This is a genomic window from Senimuribacter intestinalis (genome assembly GCF_943192965.1).
Taxonomy (GTDB): domain Bacteria; phylum Bacillota; class Clostridia; order Peptostreptococcales; family Anaerovoracaceae; genus Senimuribacter; species Senimuribacter intestinalis.
The window spans coordinates 140,439-158,193 of record NZ_CALPCF010000005.1 but is presented as its reverse complement, the minus strand read 5'-3'; the positions used below and the strand labels follow the sequence as shown (position 1 = coordinate 158,193).

15 protein-coding genes and 1 riboswitch are annotated in these 17,755 nt (G+C 44.1%); of the genes, 4 read left to right on the top strand and 11 right to left on the bottom strand.

All coding sequences use genetic code 11. From position 1 onward, the window contains the following. Positions 1–159 precede the first annotated feature (159 nt). Positions 160–354 (top strand): hypothetical protein, encoded by a 195-nt coding sequence (locus tag NFR88_RS06835; RefSeq protein ID WP_251614433.1) that lies wholly within the window; start codon positions 160–162, stop codon positions 352–354. 81 nt (positions 355–435) lie between these two features. Next, a complete protein-coding gene (locus NFR88_RS06830) occupies positions 436–1,317 on the top strand; it encodes a LysR family transcriptional regulator (RefSeq protein ID WP_251614430.1) in 882 nt (293 codons plus the stop codon). 103 nt (positions 1,318–1,420) lie between these two features. Here NFR88_RS06830 and NFR88_RS06825 read toward each other — a convergent pair whose 3' ends face one another. The 6 genes from NFR88_RS06825 to NFR88_RS06805 all read right to left on the bottom strand — a co-directional run bounded on the left by NFR88_RS06825 (position 1,421) and on the right by NFR88_RS06805 (position 7,694). Beyond that, positions 1,421–1,609, bottom strand: coding sequence for a hypothetical protein (locus NFR88_RS06825; protein ID WP_251614428.1), 189 nt, complete (start codon positions 1,607–1,609; stop codon positions 1,421–1,423). Between the two features lie 371 nt (positions 1,610–1,980). Further along, on the bottom strand, positions 1,981–2,103 hold the full coding sequence (locus NFR88_RS15045; protein WP_285813818.1) for a hypothetical protein: 123 nt from the start codon (positions 2,101–2,103) through the stop codon (positions 1,981–1,983). A 496-nt stretch (positions 2,104–2,599) separates the two neighbouring features. Beyond that, positions 2,600–3,622, bottom strand: coding sequence for a rod shape-determining protein (mreB, locus tag NFR88_RS06820; RefSeq protein ID WP_161908857.1), 1,023 nt, complete (start codon positions 3,620–3,622; stop codon positions 2,600–2,602). Between the two features lie 202 nt (positions 3,623–3,824). Beyond that, positions 3,825–5,567, bottom strand: coding sequence for a Na/Pi cotransporter family protein (locus tag NFR88_RS06815; RefSeq protein WP_160202609.1), 1,743 nt, complete (start codon positions 5,565–5,567; stop codon positions 3,825–3,827). Between the two features lie 32 nt (positions 5,568–5,599). Further along, positions 5,600–6,949: a sensor histidine kinase gene (locus NFR88_RS06810; RefSeq protein WP_251614425.1), complete on the bottom strand. Its 1,350-nt coding sequence runs from the start codon at positions 6,947–6,949 to the stop codon at positions 5,600–5,602. Beyond that, positions 6,939–7,694, bottom strand: a complete 756-nt coding sequence (locus NFR88_RS06805; RefSeq protein WP_330588325.1) for a response regulator transcription factor — start codon at positions 7,692–7,694, stop codon at positions 6,939–6,941. Before NFR88_RS06805 ends, NFR88_RS06810 begins: the two co-directional genes overlap by 11 nt. Before the next feature lie 177 nt (positions 7,695–7,871). Between NFR88_RS06805 and NFR88_RS06800 the strand changes: the two genes are divergently transcribed. Beyond that, positions 7,872–8,744, top strand: a complete 873-nt coding sequence (locus NFR88_RS06800) for a LysR family transcriptional regulator (protein ID WP_160202607.1) — start codon at positions 7,872–7,874, stop codon at positions 8,742–8,744. Positions 8,745–8,898: 154 nt separating this feature from the next. Then, positions 8,899–9,153: a sporulation transcriptional regulator SpoIIID gene (spoIIID, locus tag NFR88_RS06795; RefSeq protein WP_160202606.1), complete on the top strand. Its 255-nt coding sequence runs from the start codon at positions 8,899–8,901 to the stop codon at positions 9,151–9,153. A gap of 131 nt (positions 9,154–9,284) precedes the next feature. On the opposite strand, the gene NFR88_RS06790 is transcribed toward spoIIID, so the two are convergent. The 5 genes from NFR88_RS06790 to NFR88_RS06770 form a co-directional block, all read right to left on the bottom strand. Beyond that, positions 9,285–9,563: a type II toxin-antitoxin system YafQ family toxin gene (locus tag NFR88_RS06790; RefSeq protein ID WP_251614422.1), complete on the bottom strand. Its 279-nt coding sequence runs from the start codon at positions 9,561–9,563 to the stop codon at positions 9,285–9,287. Next, positions 9,556–9,822: a type II toxin-antitoxin system RelB/DinJ family antitoxin gene (locus NFR88_RS06785; protein ID WP_160202604.1), complete on the bottom strand. Its 267-nt coding sequence runs from the start codon at positions 9,820–9,822 to the stop codon at positions 9,556–9,558. Before NFR88_RS06785 ends, NFR88_RS06790 begins: the two co-directional genes overlap by 8 nt. A gap of 106 nt (positions 9,823–9,928) precedes the next feature. Continuing rightward, positions 9,929–11,524, bottom strand: a complete 1,596-nt coding sequence (locus tag NFR88_RS06780) for a CTP synthase (protein WP_251614419.1) — start codon at positions 11,522–11,524, stop codon at positions 9,929–9,931. A gap of 270 nt (positions 11,525–11,794) precedes the next feature. Then, positions 11,795–12,862: a CAP domain-containing protein gene (locus NFR88_RS06775; protein WP_160202602.1), complete on the bottom strand. Its 1,068-nt coding sequence runs from the start codon at positions 12,860–12,862 to the stop codon at positions 11,795–11,797. Between the two features lie 125 nt (positions 12,863–12,987). Further along, a riboswitch (cyclic di-GMP riboswitch) is annotated at positions 12,988–13,068 on the bottom strand. Between the two features lie 317 nt (positions 13,069–13,385). After that, on the bottom strand, positions 13,386–17,642 hold the full coding sequence (locus NFR88_RS06770) for an InlB B-repeat-containing protein (protein ID WP_251614416.1): 4,257 nt from the start codon (positions 17,640–17,642) through the stop codon (positions 13,386–13,388). Between the last annotated feature and the right edge of the window lie 113 nt (positions 17,643–17,755).

Here is a 17,755-nt window from a genome sequence, read left to right as displayed (position 1 = left end):
TTTGCCAATGCCGCTAAGTCGTATAGTCACTATTTCTATGATACTCGTTTTTTGTGGTGGTGTAAAGCAAAATTGACGATATGATAAAAGACGTATCCCCTGCGTTTATGCTATTATGCGCCTATGATACAAAAATGCATTAAGAAAGAAGGGATTTATATGTACAAAATAAAAACACAACTTTTCGTATTCATTCTAAGCCTGCTGCTGGTAATCGGGCTTACGCTGCTGCTCTGCCTGATGCAGCTGACACCGGCGCTTCAGCTTTTGTTGGGATTTATTGACGCAACCTGCGCTATCTGTCTAAGCCTCTGCCCTGCTGCCATCGCTAAAAAGCTAGGCTGGGAAGAATAAGATTCCGTTGACACAAACCGCTTGTTCCCAATATAATAAATACAATGAAATCTTTTATCCGAAACTTGAAGGAGGCTTTTTATGATATCCAAATATGGAATCTTCTGCAAAGTCATAGAGTGCGGCAGTTTTACCAAGGTAGCAGAGGAAATCAGCTACTCTCAAAGCGCTATCAGCCAATCGGTCAAGTCACTGGAGCAAGAACTCGGCACTACCCTTGTGACCCGCGAAAAAGGTGGTATCAGGCTTACCCGTGACGGCCAAGGATATTTCCCCTATCTGCAGGAAATTTACAATGCAGAACAGTCTCTTGAACGAAAATATTCCGAAATGCAAGGGCTTGAAAACAGTCTGATCCGCATTGGCACCTACACTAGTATCAGCCGATATTATCTGCCGCTGGTCATGAAAGCCTTTAAGGAAAAATATCCGACTGTTAAATTCGAGCTGCATCAAGGTGATTATGAAGATATTATCCAGCAGGTCAAAAATCGCCAGGTTGATTTTGGCTTTACTACACCGAGTGCAGCTTCGGGCTTACCAATTAAGACATTCTACAAGCAGGAACTTGTTGCCATTCTGCCTGCGGGCCATCCATTAGCTGAGAAAAAGACTGTAACCTTAGCAGAGCTTGCTACAGAACCCTTTATTATTGATGACGAAGGCAAGTTCAGTCTCCCGCTTCATTTTTTCTCAGAAGCAGGACTTATACCAAACATTGAATTTCACCTTTATGATAACAACAGTATTATCATCATGGTCGAACAGGGACTAGGCGTATCCATCATAGATCGAGTATTCCTTGCCAATACAAACGCTAATATTGTTATACGAGAAATCGAGGAAAAACCTACTCGTCTTTTGTCTGCCTGCTGGCATAACTGGGATACGATGCCTCTTGCTGCAAGAAAATTTCTCAAATTTTTTCTGTCGCAGCCGGAGTTTCAGGACACTCCAAAATGACCCTGTATTGAAATTCAGCTAACGAAAGGGGACAATCTCATTTCCTTACTTTTGAGACTGTCCCCTTGCAGTAAAAATGATATTGGGCTAAAAAAGGTCCAAATCAAATGTCGGGATGAAGTTCAATCAGATTTAATCTGATTGAATCTGATTGAATCTGATTGGTATGCGGTAGTTCATGCTGCGGAGAAACCGGCGCGCCATAATCGCAGGATTTTTTTGTATATCCGGCGTTTACCCCATGGAAACCGCCATATTCAAAGCGTTTTTTTGTATACATGGCGCCAGCCATTCGCCAAACGCCATATTGGGATTCATTTTCTAAAAAACTGGCGTGCGCCTGCCGCCTGATACGTGCTTTTTTGATATTTTACTGTAGGATGCTAAAGTTTTTTCGACTATCTGAGCTGCATTTCTTTCTGCTGCCGCCATTTTTTCTAAAAAAGCTTTTCTATCTGGCACTTTCTCATAGGTCCGCGCCATGTATACAGAAATCAAGGTCAAATATGGCGCGTGACAAATCCTCGGTATAGCTTGATTCTTATTTTATTCCCGTACACAAACCTGTCAAGCTAACTGCTTCAAGCAAGCACTGGCCTAAAGCCGAAAAAAGCTGTCTCATTTTATATTGAGACAACTCTTCTCGATTTTTATGCATTTATTTTAATCCTTAAGATTTGGATTACTCCGTGACTGCAGTAAATTGCCCAAATTTTCTCTTGAAATCGGTTGAATTTCCACCATGTCTGCCAGTGTCGGACAGATAGCAAAAATGAATGCCATCATCCCATCAATTGCAGCGCTGTTTTTCTTTCGTTGTCATTATCATATCACAACTATTATATTAAGTAAAACGAATGATTCTTATTTTATCATAAGTATCACTTATGATAAGAGCACAAAAAATCCCGTACAAAGCTGCGCCGCAAAGAGGCGGTGCAGATCCGTGCAGGACTTTTGGATAAACGTGATTTACTCTGCAAATTGGGACAACTCCATTATACGACTTGTGCCTTGCCAATCACTTCATTCTTGGGTCACAAAAGCATAAGGAGTTTCCATCAATTTTCTTCGCAAATTGGGACAACTCCATTATACGACTTGTGCCTTGCCAATCACTTCGTTCTTGGGTCACAAAAGCATAAGGAGTTTCCATCAATTTTCTTCGCAAATTGGGACAACTCCATTATACGACTTGTGCCTTGCCAATCACTTCGTTCTTGGGTCACAAAAGCATAAGGTCTGCCTTGCCACTCGCGATTCCTCTCGTGGGGCAGAACCATTATAGATAAGGCGCTCTCCTATTGAGGGAATTGCCTTCCAGCGATTCCAGTTCATTGAGTGCTTTACCTGTGCCAATGGCAACACAAGAAGTCGGGTCGTCAGCAATACGCACCTTGATCCCAGTACGCGCTTCGATACGCTTGTCAATGCCGTAAAGCAATGCGCCGCCGCCGGTGATGACAATGCCAGAGTTACTGATATCTGCAGCCAGTTCAGGCGGTGTCTGCTCCAGCACACTGTGTGCTGCTTCGCAGATTGTATGAAGCGGCTCTTCCAGCGCTTCCATAATCTCTTCGGAGCTAACTTCAACAGTCTTTGGAAGACCGGTTACCAAGTCTCTGCCTCTGCATTCCATCGTCATATTCTCTTCTCTTGGATACGCAGTACCGATAGTCTTTTTGATTTCTTCCCCGGTTCTCTCCCCAATGTACAGCTTGTGTACTTTTCTCATATATTTAATAATGGAGTCATCGAACTTGTCCCCTGCAATCTTAACGGAAGTGCTTGCAACAATGCCGCCAAGAGAAATAACAGCAATATCCGTCGTACCGCCGCCGATATCGATGACCATAACACCGTCAGGCTGTGAAATGTCAATACCTGCACCGATGGCAGCCGCAACCGGCTCTTCCATCAGATACACATCCTTGCCGCCTGCCTGCGTTGCCGCTTCTCTGACCGCTCGCTTCTCAACTTCTGTCACGCCGCTCGGTACGCAGACCATAATTTTAGGCTTGAAAAATCTGCCGCTGCCGCAGGTCTTTTTTATAAAATATTTCAGCATTCTTTCTGTAATATCATAATCAGAAATCACACCGTCGCGCAGCGGTCTTACCGCAATGATATTAGCAGGCGTTCTTCCAAGCATCTGTCTTGCCTCTTCACCCACTGCCAAAATATCGTCTGTATCCTTATTAATTGCCACAACAGAAGGCTCATTGAGCACGATTCCTTTATTTTTTATATATACTAAAACATTGGCTGTCCCTAAGTCTATTCCTACTTCACTTGCCATTTGCATACTCCTTTTCTCTAAAATCTACCTCTCCGCGATTATTTCTCTATAGCATTTGCAGACAAAGCCAACAATATACGCCAGTCAAATAAATTCTACGAAGAATCCAAAACGATATATGCAAATATTATATACAATTTTTGAAGTTTTTTCAATGCAATTGCACATATTTTCCATCTTAAGATTCATTAAGATTCTGCTGCAGCATTTAAAGGGCATATTTGTGCCTGTATTCCCTGAACATTTCCTTAAATGCAGGATCATCCATCGTCTTCAGTTTCCCCAAATACTGATGGGCAGCAAAGGACGATTGAGAAAGTTCAATTACTGCAACGCCAATATTTGAGCAGTGAGCGGAAACTCTGGCATAATTGGTCATGATGTCAGAAAGAACAAAGCCCTGCTGAATAGTGCAAACCCCGCTCTGCAGACGCGAAATATGATTTTGCTTCACCTCTTCTGCCAAATCTCCGATGACTTCCTCCAGCGGTTCCACCCTATATGCTGACTCCATATCATTTCCGTCAAACGCTATAATTGCAAGCCCCATAATCTCACGAATTGCTGCCGTAGCAGTTTCAAGCTCATGTCTGCCGCTTTCTGAAAGGACAAGTTTTTTCTCTTTCATTTCTTTTGCTGCTTCCATGATATGCACCGCATGGTCGCTAATTCGTTCAAAATCTCCAATCACATGAAGCATTTTGGATATAGAATTACTATCTGCATCAGATAAAGCACAGGCTGACAGCTTTACGAGATAAGAGCCAAGCCGATCTTCATAGATATCTGCTTCTTTTTCCAGCTTAATGACCTTTTGCGCCTTTTTCTCGTCATAATGAGAAAATAGTTCCATGGCATTAAGAATTGATTCTTTTGCGATATGTCCCATTTCTATGGTTATCTGTCCGCATTCCTGCACTGCAATAGACGGTGTATTTAAAAGTCTTTCATCAAGAAATGCAATTTCAGTCTCCGGCTCTTCCTTGATACTGCGTTCTGCAATCTTTACAAGAAGCTTCGTAAACGGCAGCAGGAGCAGCGTAGTTGTAATATTGAAAATACTGTGCACCACCGCAATACCCGCAGGACCAATTACCTCTGTCAGAAACGGCAGTTCTACCAGATAGTGAGCCACAAAATAGATAAGCAGACAAATGGCAGTTCCTATAATATTAAATGAAATATGAATCACTGCAACCCGCTTTGCATTGCGGTTTACGCCGATACTGGATATCAGTGCCGTTACACAGGTACCGATATTTTGACCCATGATAATAGGGATTGCCATTCCGTAGGAAATACTGCCCGTCAATGACAGCGCCTGCAAAATACCCACCGATGCCGATGAACTTTGAATCACTGCAGTCAATAAAATACCAGTTGCAATTCCCAGAATCGGATTGGTAAATGCGGTTAAGATTGATGTAAATTCCGGCATATCTTTCAAAGGGCTTACCGCACCACTCATAAAATTCATACCGTACATTAAGATTGCAAATCCTACAAGAATGCTTCCGATATCTTTCTTCCTGCTGTTTTTCGCACTCATCATCAGAATCACACCGATCAACGCCAGTACCGGCGAAAAGGATTCCGGTTTCAGTAGCTTTATCAGCACATTATCACTTTCTACACCGACCAGACTGAGAATCCACGCCGTAATAGTAGTGCCAATGTTCGATCCCATAATAACGCCTACGGTAGAAGCCAGTTCCATAATGCCAGAGTTCACAAGCCCCACCAGCATAACGGTTACAGCTGAAGAACTCTGAATTACCGCCGTGATACCGATTCCCAGAAACAGGCTTTTAAGCGGGCTTGCTGTCATCCTCTTCAAAATGCCCTCCAGCTTACCGCCTGCCAGTTTTTCAAGCCCAGATGACATCAGGCTCATTCCGTAAAGAAACAGCGCCAGTCCGCCGAGCAGCGAAATCAGCGAAAATATATCCATAAATATCCCTTCCTCTCTATCTCATATTCTGTTTAAAATTGTATCGAAATATGTGTACCAACGCCGAGTCTGCTTTCTATTTGAACCTGTGCCCCATGATATGCTGCGCCGTGTTTGACAATGGATAGCCCCAGACCTGTGCCGCCGATTTCTTTAGAATGGCTCTTATTGACTCTGTAGAATCGCTCGAAGATTCGCTCCAGTTCATCTTCTGCAATTCCAATACCAGTATCTGACACCGATACGGTTGGTCTTCCATCCTTTTCCATAACAGAAACCGTCACGCTGCCACCCTCTCGATTATACTTTATCGCATTGTCGCAGAGATTATAAATCATTTCTTCCACAACCTGCATGACAGCCTCAATATAAAGGGATTCTCCAATAAGTTTCAGCTGAATCTTCCTGTCTTCTGCGGCTTTATCCAAATGGCTCAGCACGTTTTGACAAAGCAGGTACAAATCAATCTGTTCTTTCTTTTCGGTAATCCGACCTTCGTCCAGCTGGGACAGTTTGATGATATCCTCCACCAGCATAATCAGCCTCTGCGCTTCATCATAAATTCGGCCGGCAAACCGAGGAATGTCCTCTTCTTTCACCATGCCGGCTTTTATAATTTCCGCAAAACCGCTGATGGAGGTCAGAGGTGTTTTTAGTTCGTGGGACACATTAGCAGTAAATTCTTTACGAAATTCCGCCTCCTTAGTCTTTTCGTCCACATCAGTCTCTAGCCTGCTAATTCTGCTGTCAAGAGCCTGCTTCTGTTCCGCAATACGCCGCACCAAAGGGCGCACCTCCGCATAAGTTTGCGCTTCCTGCGGATGTGCTAAGTCAATCTGATTCAGCGGTTCTACAATTCTTCTGGCAATCCTCGCCGCCAGCATGGCGGACAGCAGCACCGCCATGAGTAAAACAATCAAAATAGGCTGCAGCATGCTTAAAATCAGCGTAAAAATTGTAAACTGCACCTGAGAAACCCGAAGCACACTGCCATCGGACAACTTAACAGCGCAGTACATGGTTTTTTCCGCCAATGTCTTAGAGTAACGAACCGCTTCTCCATAGCCTGACTTCTCCGCTTCTTTTACCTCAGGCCTGTCTTTATGGTTTTCCATCTCCTGTTTCCCCGCAGAAGAATCGTATTCCACTGTTCCATCTGCGGCAATCAGAGTAATTCTGTGATTTTCCGCAAGGCTCAATCCGTCAAAATAACCAGTACCACCTGTTTCTAAGGCTTGCGCCACAAGGCGGCTCTGCATGCGCAGCTCCTGCGCATACTGCTCATTATACTGCAGATACAGTGCGCCTAAAATAAGCACCAGACATGATATCCAGACCAGGATTGCCACCGAAAAAATCCCTCTGAAAATTCTATTCTTCATCCTTTACCTCTCCAATTTTATAACCCAGCCCCCTTACGGTCTCGACGTAATGTCCGCAGGCGCCTAATTTCTGGCGCAATGACCGGATATGTACATCTACTGTTCTATTTTCTCCATCAAAGCCGTATCCCCAAATCCTGGATAGCAGCTGATCTCTGGTAAACACATGCCCTTGCTGCTTCATCAGCAAAGCGAGAAGTTCAAACTCTTTCAGCGTCAGCGCTGTCTCTGTTCCATCTACTGAAACGATGTGTTTTGACACAGAAAGAAAAAGATTGCCGATTCGATACTCTTCCTGCTTATCCAAAGCAGATGCTCTGCGTAGAAGCGCTCTGATGCGTGCAAGCAGTTCCATCATGCCGAAAGGTTTCGGCATATAATCATCTGCACCGTAATCCAGTCCAATCACTTTGTCATATTCCGTTCCCTTTGCTGTCAGCATCATGACAGGCATTCTGGCAGTTTTCACAGATGCGCGCAATCTTTTTAAAACAGATAGTCCGTCTTCTTCGGGCAGCATAATATCCAGCAGAATCAGCTGAGGAAGTTCCTGCTCCATCGCCTCCCAAAACAGAGACGGCACAGCAAACCCCTTTGCCGCATAACCTGCATTATTTAATGTATACAGCACCAGTTCACGAATGCTGTCATCATCTTCTACCAAATAAATCATCTCGCAGTTCTCCTTTGCTTCAAGTCTACTATAAGCCTGCTTAAAAAGCCAGAATTTTAATGTTAAATTCATGTTAAGTTTTCCCGCAAAACCAGAAAAGATACAAAGCCAAGTTTCAGTTAAGTATTGACTTATTCTCTTGCGGCGATATACTAAAAGTATCATAACTTAAAATAATAGTTTATATCCGTTCCATGATTTATCATTATATAAATGCAATTTTAGACAAGGCAAGAAAAGGAGGCACCCATGCAAATCATCCAATACGAAGTTTTACTGAAAGTCTTAGAAAGCGGTACATTGACTTCTGCTGCCGAAGAACTTGGCTATAGCCAGTCGGGACTGACCCGCATGCTAAATTCCCTAGAAGCAGAACTCGGCTTTCCGCTTTTAGTTCGGGATCGCCGCGGCGTGCGTCTTTCTGCGGAAGGAAAATTGGCTCTGCCCCATATTCAGGCGCTCCTCAATGAACAGCGCCGCCTGCTGCAATGTGCCGCAGAAATTAAAAATCTGAACTTAGGGCTGATTACCATCGGCACCTTCAACAGTGTATCAGCACAGTGGCTGCCTGGTATCATCAAAGAATTTACAGAGCTGCATCCCGGTATCCGTTTTCAGCTGCTGCATGGAAACAACGATGAAATTGTAGAATGGGTACAGAATAATCAGGTAGATATCGGATTTACTCGCTACCCTACCGCCGAAGATTGCTGCGAAGTATTTCTCTATCAGGATCCTATCGTCGGCGTATTTTCTGCAGAAGCCCCGCAGGTAAATCAAACATATTTTTCTTTAGAAGAGTTGAAAACACTTCCTTACATTGCTTTAAACGAAGGCGTTGACGATGAAATTACAGAAGTTCTTACGCAAAGCGGCATTACCCTTAATCCTGCCTTTATCGAAAGCGACGACCATGCAGTCATCGCCATGGTAGAACAGGGACTCGGTACCAGTCTGATGTCCCAAATGATGCTCCGCGGTTTTGACAGAAAAATTATTGCCGTTCCTTTAGCCCCGCCCAGATACCGCCAAATCGGTATGGCATGCAAAGATCTCTCTCTGCTGTCGGCTGCTGCCGCAGATTTCTGGGCTCACATACAAAGATGGACAGAAAAACTCTAACCTCTGATAGGCTTTGGTCCAGCTGCCTCCCGTTTCTTTCTATTGATTGGCAACCACTTTCCATCAGCGGCTTTATAATCTGAATTCTTTTGCATATCCCTTCTCTTCCCTGCATATATTGGTTCTAACTTGAGTTTAAGGAGCGGTGTTTATTATGAAGGATTACATAGAGGAGAGAGTACTTTCGCTGGCCAACTACATTATTTCGACCAATTCGACAGTCAGAGCCGCTGCAAAAGAATTCAAAGTCAGCAAAAGTACTGTACACAAAGACGTTACAGAAAGGCTGCAGGAAATCAGTCCTTCGCTTGCCGCACAGGTAAAAACCGTACTGGACGTCAATAAAGCCGAAAGACATATACGAGGCGGTCTTGCCACCAGAGAAAAGTACAGTCATCAGGATGAATAACATAATTGGATAATCTTTTAAATCATGCCCACCCTTCAAAAGGGTGGTAAAAAGCCTAAATCCCTGTTAAGGGATTTAGGCTTTTGTCTACAGTCAGAGCAGGGATTTCCTGCTTTTTTATTATTTAATCTTTAAAACAAATCACTATGTGAGCCTGTTCGGATTAGTCTTAGTTCTAATGTATCCTGCACAATTTTATAGACTAATAACCAGTCCGGTTGAATATGACACTCTCGCATTCCTTTATAGTACCTTGAGTTAACTAACGCATGATCGTGATAGGACTCCGGTAAAGGTTGTTCATTTCGTAAAAGATCTATTACTTGAATCATTTCTTTAAGGTCACAACCTCTCTTAGCTGCCAACTTATAGTCCTTTTTAAATTGTGCAGTAAATTTGACATTAAGCATTCAAAGCCTCCATCAAATCTTCCATATTATCATAAGGACCATAAACTTCTCCATTTTCGGCTGCTTCCATTGCCGCATAGGTAGTATCATTTGGTTCTACAACTTTTACCGGAAAAGGTAACCCATGGTGCATTAGTGCCTGCCGGAAAAAAAGTCCTGTAGCTGTACTTAAATCTAATCCCAAGGTTTTAAATAACTCATCTGCCTGCGCCTTTAGCTCTGGCTCAATGCGTAATGTTAAATTACATTTCTTCGCCATAAAAACACCTCCCTTGATATATTCTTATTATATGCTTATTTCTATTATATTTCAAGTGCATTGCACATAAAACGTTCCTCTTGCTCACCTAGAACACGTCCCATAATTAAAATTTCACCGCTGCTGCGATAAATTCTCTGAACAGCGGATGTGCATTATTGGGTCTTGACTTAAATTCCGGATGATACTGGACGGCGACAAAGAACTTTCTGTCTCTCAGTTCCACTGCCTCTACCAGTCTGCCATCAGGGGAAGTGCCAGCTATCGTCATTCCCGCTGTCTCCATTTCCTCTCTATAAGAATTATTGAACTCATATCTGTGGCGATGACGTTCGCTGATTTCAGATGTGCCGTAGGCTTTTTCCAGCACAGTGCCCTCCCGGATTTTGCAAGGATAAGCGCCAAGACGCATAGTACCGCCTTTAGGAATATTACCCTGCTGATCCGCCATCAAGTCGATAACATTGTGGGCACCGTTTTCTGCAAATTCTCCTGAATCCGCATCAGAGTAGCCGAGAACATCTCTAGCAAATTCAATTACTGCCGTCTGCATGCCAAGACAAATGCCAAGGTATGGCACATTCTTTTCTCTTGCATATTTTGCTGCCTGGATTTTACCTTCAATACCACGATTACCAAAACCGCCCGGCACTAAAATCCCATCAACATCGCCTAATACCAATTCTGCGCTTTCACAAGTTACATCCTCCGCATCAATCCACTTGATATTGACGCTGGCATCATTCTCATAACCTCCATGGCGCAAGGCTTCAGCAACAGAAAGATATGCATCGTGCAATTTTACATATTTACCTACCAGACCGATAGTCACAGACTTGCTTCTGTTCTCAATCCGTGTCAGCATTTTGTTCCAGTCTTCCATCTCACATGGACCAGCGTTAATTCCAAGCTCCCTGCAGACGATCCAGCTGAGTCCTGCCTTTTCCAGCATCACAGGAGCTTCATATAAAGTCGGCAAAGTCATATTTTCAATGACGCAGTCCTTTTTCACATTACAGAACAGTGCGATTTTATCGATGATGTCCTGGTCTACCGGCTCGTCCACCCGCATTACGATGATATCCGGCGAAATCCCCAGCGCACGCAATTCCTTAACCGAATGCTGAGTCGGCTTGGACTTGTGTTCACCGGAGCTTTTGATATACGGCACCAAGGTCACATGAATAAAGATGCAATTCTCCTTGCCCACTTCCAGAGAAACCTGACGAATCGCTTCCAGAAACGGCTGGCTCTCAATATCCCCTACAGTTCCGCCAATTTCAGTAATAATTACATCGGCTAAAGACGTTTCTCCAACATTGTAAATAAACGATTTAATCTCGTTAGTCACATGAGGAATAACCTGTACAGTGCTGCCCAGATAATCGCCATTTCTCTCCTTGTTCAGCACATTCCAGTAGACTTTTCCTGTAGTCAGGTTGCTGAACCTATTCAGGTTTTCATCGATAAACCGCTCATAATGTCCCAGGTCCAGATCCGTCTCAGCACCATCTTCAGTGACAAAAACCTCTCCATGCTGATAAGGGCTCATGGTGCCCGGGTCGATATTGATATAAGGATCCAGTTTCTGTGCCGCCACCTTCAGACCTCTTGCTTTCAAAAGCCGACCTAAGGACGCCGCCGTAATTCCCTTTCCAAGTCCGGATACAACTCCGCCTGTCACAAAGATATATTTTTTCATAGCTACACTCCTTCCAAAAAAACAAAACGCAAAAACTAAAAAAAATAAGGCATCTGGCTTTTTAGTGAGAAGGATACACAAGATCCCGAAACTCTCTAAAGTTCGCCATCTTCTCCTTATTTCTGTTATGTCTTTGCGCAATTTATAAAATAATATTACTGAAATATTATACGACTTTTACAGGAAAAAGTCCAGCAGTTTTTTTATAACCGCGCGGTCTTCTTCCTTTCAGCCATATATAAGGCGGCTCTCAAACAAAGTCTAATTTTATTACATCAGAAACAGCTGCGCCGATGCGCCCGAAAACTTTTTCCCGCTCTGATAAAGATAAGACACTGCCATAGACTTGATGCCTTTGCGAAGGATATTTGCTCTATGCCCCGGAGAATTCTTCCACTGCTCGAAATATGCACGTGCTGCTGCAACCGGATCATTAAAGGAGTTGGAGCGCCATGCCAAATTTTCGCCGGTGCCGTTATAGTCAAGATTCAGCTCCAAATCTGTGTAGACGGAATTGAAAGCAGCTTCTTTTCCATATTTATTATAGCGCATGTGTCCCATCTGCTTATATGCCCAGGCTTCATATGCACGTATGTCTGTTGCCGCCTGAAGGTGATATGCGTACTTCAAAGAATTCAGCCCATTCTTTTTTCTCAGGTCATTGACCAGTCTGAGCATTTCCTTCTGGTAGGCTCTGTCAAACTCAGTTCCTACCGTTACCAAGCAGGATGTGGTAACGCCATTATGCGCTTTTGCCGTAATCCTTACAATCCCTTTTCTCTTAGCAGTGACCTTGCCCGAGGTACTGACTGTTGCAACCGTACAATCGGAGCTTGACCAGCGGACAGTTTTAGCCGGCGCCTTCGCACTCACCGTAGCCTTCAGTACAAAGGAGCCGTTTCCATAAAGGCTCTTCGTCTTTCTGCTGAGAGAAATCCTTGTGACTACGCCGGTTTTAGCAGAAACATTGCTGCTAAATGCTGAAACCTTTCCGGAATCAACTGCACGAATCTTGTACCTATAAGTTGTATTTTGGGATAATCCTGTAAAAGTCACTGCTGTTTTTTCAGTAGTACGAACCCTCCTCCAAGTATTCGATTTGGTATTACGTTGATAAATCTGATATTCTTCCGCACCACTTACTTTTTTCCAGGAAACTTTAATGGTATGCGTTCCTGAAGTGATTGCTCTCACAGAAGTCGGCGCCTTGATTTCTGCCTGCGGATACATTGTCGCCCCTTGTTCGGATTCTGCTGCATAGGTCACCTGACCTGCTGTCATAATGACAGTGAGCACTACACAAAGAGTTAAAACAAAAGTTCCGAATCTTTTCATCATTTTCTTCCTCTCTAAAACTTTTAATATCAATTCTTTTTGTATTGCACTACAGTTTTTCGACAAAAAAAATAGCCGTACAACGTGCCAAGCTATCATTCTCCAATTAAACAATTCTGTTAACTGTAAAGTACAACTGGCTATCTTGTTTCTTGCAAGACCCTATAGCTTTGCGTCATCGCTTCACAACGATTTTGCCTTTTAAATTACTTTTTTACAATAACATATTTAATACGCGTTGTCAATAGATTACATGCATTTTTCGGTTACATTTTCACTAAATCTTCACTTTTATTATCAGGACATATTTGCGTTTTTCAATATCCTTTCAGTTTTAACTCCATATATATTCTAACCCGTTTTCTGGTGCTATCATCGTATTTTTCAGAAATATAATACAAAACATAAAACGTGGTTATGTGGATCTTTCTGTATAAACACAATAAAAGAAGAAGCTGTCTCAAACAAATGAGTCAGCCTCTTCACAAACAACATTCAAAGGATTGCCTACCTGCAGGAATCCATCTTATTTAGATTCACGCTTTTTTTCCACACATGCTATCATACCGGTAAGTGCCAGTAATGCAGTTGCAAGGATTGCCAACCAAGTAAGCATATTGCTCGTATCACCGGTTCTTGGAATCCACCAAGGAAGTTCATCCTCCTCATCGTCATTGGTCTTATTTCCGGCGTTTTGGTCTTCCTTGTTGTTGTCTTTAATCAGTTTGTCAATTTCACTTGGCGTTTTAACGTTTTCATCCGGCTTGCCGTCTCCATCAGTATCGATGTTAGTATCCGGTTTGCCGTCCCCATCGATGTCGACATTAAGGTCAGGGATACCATCTCCATCGGTGTCAATATTAATATCTGGTTTGCCGTCTCCATCGGTGTCGATATTAAGATCCGGCTTGCCGTCTTTGTTAGTATCAATGTTGATATCCGGTTTGCCATCTCCATCAGTATCGATATCAATATCTGGTTTGCCGTCTCCGTCGGTATCTTTGTTCACATCCGGTTTGCCGTCTCCATTGGTATCAACGTTGATATCCGGTTTGCCGTCTCCGTCAGTGTCGATATTGACATCCGGCTTGCCGTCTCCGTTGGTATCGATGTCGAGGTCTGGCTTGCCGTCTCCGTCGGTATCTTTGTTGATATCCGGTTTGCCGTCTCCATTGGTATCAATATCTACATCTGGTTTGCCATCTCCGTCAGTATCCTTGTTAATATCCGGCTTGCCGTCTCCATCGGTATCAATGTTGATGTCTGGCTTGTCATCTCCGTTGGTATCAATGTCTACATCCGGTTTACCATCCCCATCAGTATCGATGTTAATGTCTGGTTTGCCGTCTCCGTCGGTATCCTTGTTAATATCCGGATTATCGTCTGGCTTATCGTCCGGTTCCTCTCCGCCTGGATTATCGTCCGGATCAATGATAATAAGAGAAGGTTTTTTCTTCAGTTTTACCTGCACTGTATGGTCTTTGTCCACAGCTTCAAAGGTCACATTTCCTGCATTCAGTAAATCTGGCCGCACCTCACCGTCAACAGTGACTTCTACAACTTTATATCCTTTACCGGCTTCCCAAGTCACAGTATGGTCTTCGCCCTTCTGTACCTGTCCAGTCGCCGTAATCGTACCTTCACCCTCGGCAACAGACGTTTCAACTACGCAGACCTGATCAGCATCCAGGCTGCTGCCATCTTCACGAACATAAACAACATGTACAGTATGGTTTACCGCAGCATCCTGAAAAGCAATCTCGCCTACATCTTTTAATGCCTCAGCATTTTCGCCGTCAATCCATACCTCTTTTACTTTCCAGCCATCTGCAGGTTTCCAGGAAACTGTATAATCGCCACCCTTTTTCAAGGTTTTTGCTTCACTGATACTTCCCAGACCTTCTGTTGACGTTGCAACACTGACAAAGCTTCCTCCCGCAGTCTCATCGTCATCTGCAGTACCTTCTTCAAAGCGAACCTGCACCTTATGATTTGCGTCTATGCTGACAAATTTGCAGCCATCTGCAGGCAGCAAATCATCACGAATGATTCCATCCACCATAACACTGCTCACACGCCAGCCTTCTGCAGGTTCCCAGGTGACTGTAGCATTCTCTTTATATTTATAGCTTTCAGAACTGCTGATAGTGCCCTGACCAGTCTTTGCAGTAGTAACATCATAAGTGTTCATCTTCCAGACCGCATAGGCAACAGTATCGTCTTTCAGCTTTGTATCTGCTGTAAAAGCATCAAAACGTTCCGGATTTGCCTTCGGGTCAGTAGACCAGCCCATGAAAGTATACCCTTTCATTTCCGGTGATTCTGGGAAGTTCTGCGCCGCATCATTTACACTTTGTCCAACCACATAAGGATAATCGTCTTTTTCTACCCGCGTTCCCCCAGTAGGTTCTGGATAGTTTTTATCATAAGCTAAAGTCAGTACCTCGCGCACGGTCAGCGTCTTACTGTTGACGATACAGCCGCCTTCTAAATTTCCAGACTTATACCACTCATACTGCAGCTTATAAACGCCCTTGTCCTTTTCTTCCGCACTGCGCTGGTTCAGCAGAAGTTTCTGCAACTCTTCGTTGCTTTCAATATGCTGATCTTCATACTTTCCGGTTGCTTCATTCAGTTTGGATACCTTTACTATAACCTTACCACCCACAGTACCCGTACCAGTAAGTTCTGTGCCAACAGGAGTTCCTGTTTCATCATAGCCAAAGGTGGTATCATCCGCCGGATACGGCGTAGTCCTGATGCTTCCGGTGTCCACATCAGTCGCAGATCCCAGTGCGAAGATAACACTTTCTCTGTGGTCGTACTTGGTTGCTTCATCAGGCAAACGATTGTCTTTCTTAACATAAATGTATTGGTCTACCCCAGCGCTGCCATTGGCCAGTGAAATAACGGTTGTCGGCACCAGACGCATGAAGCGCTGTCCCACGATTTCTTCGCCGTTCTGCGGATTGGTGATGCCCGTGCTAACCGATACGTCAGTCCAGCCCACACCAGGCGCGAAGTTTGTTGTCTCATAAGTCTTCGGATCCAGCGTAATAACCGGCAGTCCGTTCATGTCCCCCGGTAACTGACAAGTGTAGCCATCGCGTGTCTCCCACGAAATATCGAAACCACTGCCGTCATAACCTGCCAACCTGTTGTTGGTCAGTGGGAACAATACAGAAATATTACGTACCGTGTCATAATCTGTAGTGCTGAAATTTTCAAGTTCCTCTTGTGTCTTATCTAAGTTAGAAGGCTGCAGCAGTGCTGTGCATACAGACGCCGCGGAATATGCCTTTGCGATTGCTCTGTCTGTTTCATTACCGAAGCTTTCACTCGGATTAGTAAATACGGAAAGCTGCGGATATACACCGCTCTGATAAGTCCAGGTTCCGTCTGTACCGAATTCTTCCTTCATGGCATCGCCAATCATCTGTCCAGTCAGATAGCCAGTGATTCCAGCAAACGAATTATGGGTTAAAGTACCGATTGCATACTCGCCCATGCCGGATGTTTGCTTATCAAAGTAACAATTACTAAAAGTTGCAGCACCTGGATTATTTCCGCCGATACCTCCTAATGTTGAGCCGCTCGCTCCCGGCTTGGTCTTTGTCGTCCCTACCTCACCGGTACTGTAGCAGTTCTGTATTCTGGTATCTCCTGTAGCGCCTCCATAGAATCCTCCCATGGTGCTTGCCGTATTCTGCATACCGACCATGGAGGTGCTGTAACAGTTGATGCAAGTATCGGTATTCTGCTCATCTCTGCCAAAGAATCCACCTACATTGCTGCTTCCTTCTACAACGCCAGAGGCGAAACAGTTCTCAAAATGGTTTGCATAATGACCGATTCCATAGAATACGCCGCCGTCAGTATTGCAATATAGCTTAACATTCGTGAAGCAGTTCTCTATCCAGCAGTTGCCCGGACAGGATATAAAGCCTCCCGAATGCGATGATGTAGAAATATCATAGCTGTCAATAGAATAGCTATTGGTAATCTTATATCCAGAAACCGGACCTACAAAGGAACCAACACAGCTTGTCCCATAGGTTGTTACATTGCGCACGTGGCACTGATCCATATGCACATAGAAACTATCTAAAGAGGTAGAGCCATCGCCGTTCCATCCACTGACAATGCCGCCCGTATGCGCCGCCCCATGAACAATAGAATCCTCAACGGATACCTGCTTCATCTTACCTGCAAGCAGCCAGCCAACCGCTACACCCGAGTACTGCCCGCTAGATTCTACATGGCAATACCGGAAGCGAAGATTCTGCATTTTAAATCCTGTGCTGGCTCTGCCTACAGTTGAAATCATACCCACCGTGCCAGATCCGGCAGTATACATATTATAAATAGTATGTCCATTTCCTTCGATGGTGATGCTGCCTGGATCAGCAACCGGACTCCAATTGTTTGCAGGGTTGCGTCCGCCTAAGTCCACATCGTTTTTCAGTTCTAGAGACTTCTTGTTTACTAGCGCCCAGCGAAGCTGCGCCGCCGTATACACATCCACAAGTCCGTTGCCGTCTCCATCCGTCGCCTCCTGCATCGCATTAAGCGTCCATACCTCATCTGCAGGAACAGTGTTTCCCGCATTTGCTGTTTGAAGCGCATCAAACTCTGTTTTTCGTGCATTATAGACACGCTGTTGGTAAGCCCCCCAGCTTTCGCCCGGATTCATGATGATATCTGCCGCAAATACGCCCAGATTTCCACAAAGAATCAGCATCAAGCACAAAAAAACAATGCACTCTTTCTTTATTCTTTTCATAAAAAACCTCCTACCGCTTCCAAGCTGCCGCAAGCAGCTCGTTATCACCGCCTAATGGCGATTTTCTCGTTAGAATTTACAAAAGTATTATACCCCCCCCCCGCACATTTTTG

What these genes read in the sequence shown, in the direction of transcription:
- NFR88_RS06835 (WP_251614433.1), top strand. Translation starts at nt 160, where the DNA reads ATGTACAAAATAAAAACACAACTTTTCGTATTCATTCTAAGCCTGCTG.
- NFR88_RS06830 (WP_251614430.1), top strand. Translation starts at nt 436, where the DNA reads ATGATATCCAAATATGGAATCTTCTGCAAAGTCATAGAGTGCGGCAGT.
- NFR88_RS06825 (WP_251614428.1), bottom strand. Translation starts at nt 1,609, where the DNA reads ATGGCTGGCGCCATGTATACAAAAAAACGCTTTGAATATGGCGGTTTC.
- NFR88_RS15045 (WP_285813818.1), bottom strand. Translation starts at nt 2,103, where the DNA reads ATGATGGCATTCATTTTTGCTATCTGTCCGACACTGGCAGACATGGTG.
- mreB (WP_161908857.1), bottom strand. Translation starts at nt 3,622, where the DNA reads ATGCAAATGGCAAGTGAAGTAGGAATAGACTTAGGGACAGCCAATGTT.
- NFR88_RS06815 (WP_160202609.1), bottom strand. Translation starts at nt 5,567, where the DNA reads ATGGATATATTTTCGCTGATTTCGCTGCTCGGCGGACTGGCGCTGTTT.
- NFR88_RS06810 (WP_251614425.1), bottom strand. Translation starts at nt 6,949, where the DNA reads ATGAAGAATAGAATTTTCAGAGGGATTTTTTCGGTGGCAATCCTGGTC.
- NFR88_RS06805 (WP_330588325.1), bottom strand. Translation starts at nt 7,694, where the DNA reads ATGAATTTAACATTAAAATTCTGGCTTTTTAAGCAGGCTTATAGTAGA.
- NFR88_RS06800 (WP_160202607.1), top strand. Translation starts at nt 7,872, where the DNA reads ATGCAAATCATCCAATACGAAGTTTTACTGAAAGTCTTAGAAAGCGGT.
- spoIIID (WP_160202606.1), top strand. Translation starts at nt 8,899, where the DNA reads ATGAAGGATTACATAGAGGAGAGAGTACTTTCGCTGGCCAACTACATT.
- NFR88_RS06790 (WP_251614422.1), bottom strand. Translation starts at nt 9,563, where the DNA reads ATGCTTAATGTCAAATTTACTGCACAATTTAAAAAGGACTATAAGTTG.
- NFR88_RS06785 (WP_160202604.1), bottom strand. Translation starts at nt 9,822, where the DNA reads ATGGCGAAGAAATGTAATTTAACATTACGCATTGAGCCAGAGCTAAAG.
- NFR88_RS06780 (WP_251614419.1), bottom strand. Translation starts at nt 11,524, where the DNA reads ATGAAAAAATATATCTTTGTGACAGGCGGAGTTGTATCCGGACTTGGA.
- NFR88_RS06775 (WP_160202602.1), bottom strand. Translation starts at nt 12,862, where the DNA reads ATGATGAAAAGATTCGGAACTTTTGTTTTAACTCTTTGTGTAGTGCTC.
- NFR88_RS06770 (WP_251614416.1), bottom strand. Translation starts at nt 17,642, where the DNA reads ATGAAAAGAATAAAGAAAGAGTGCATTGTTTTTTTGTGCTTGATGCTG.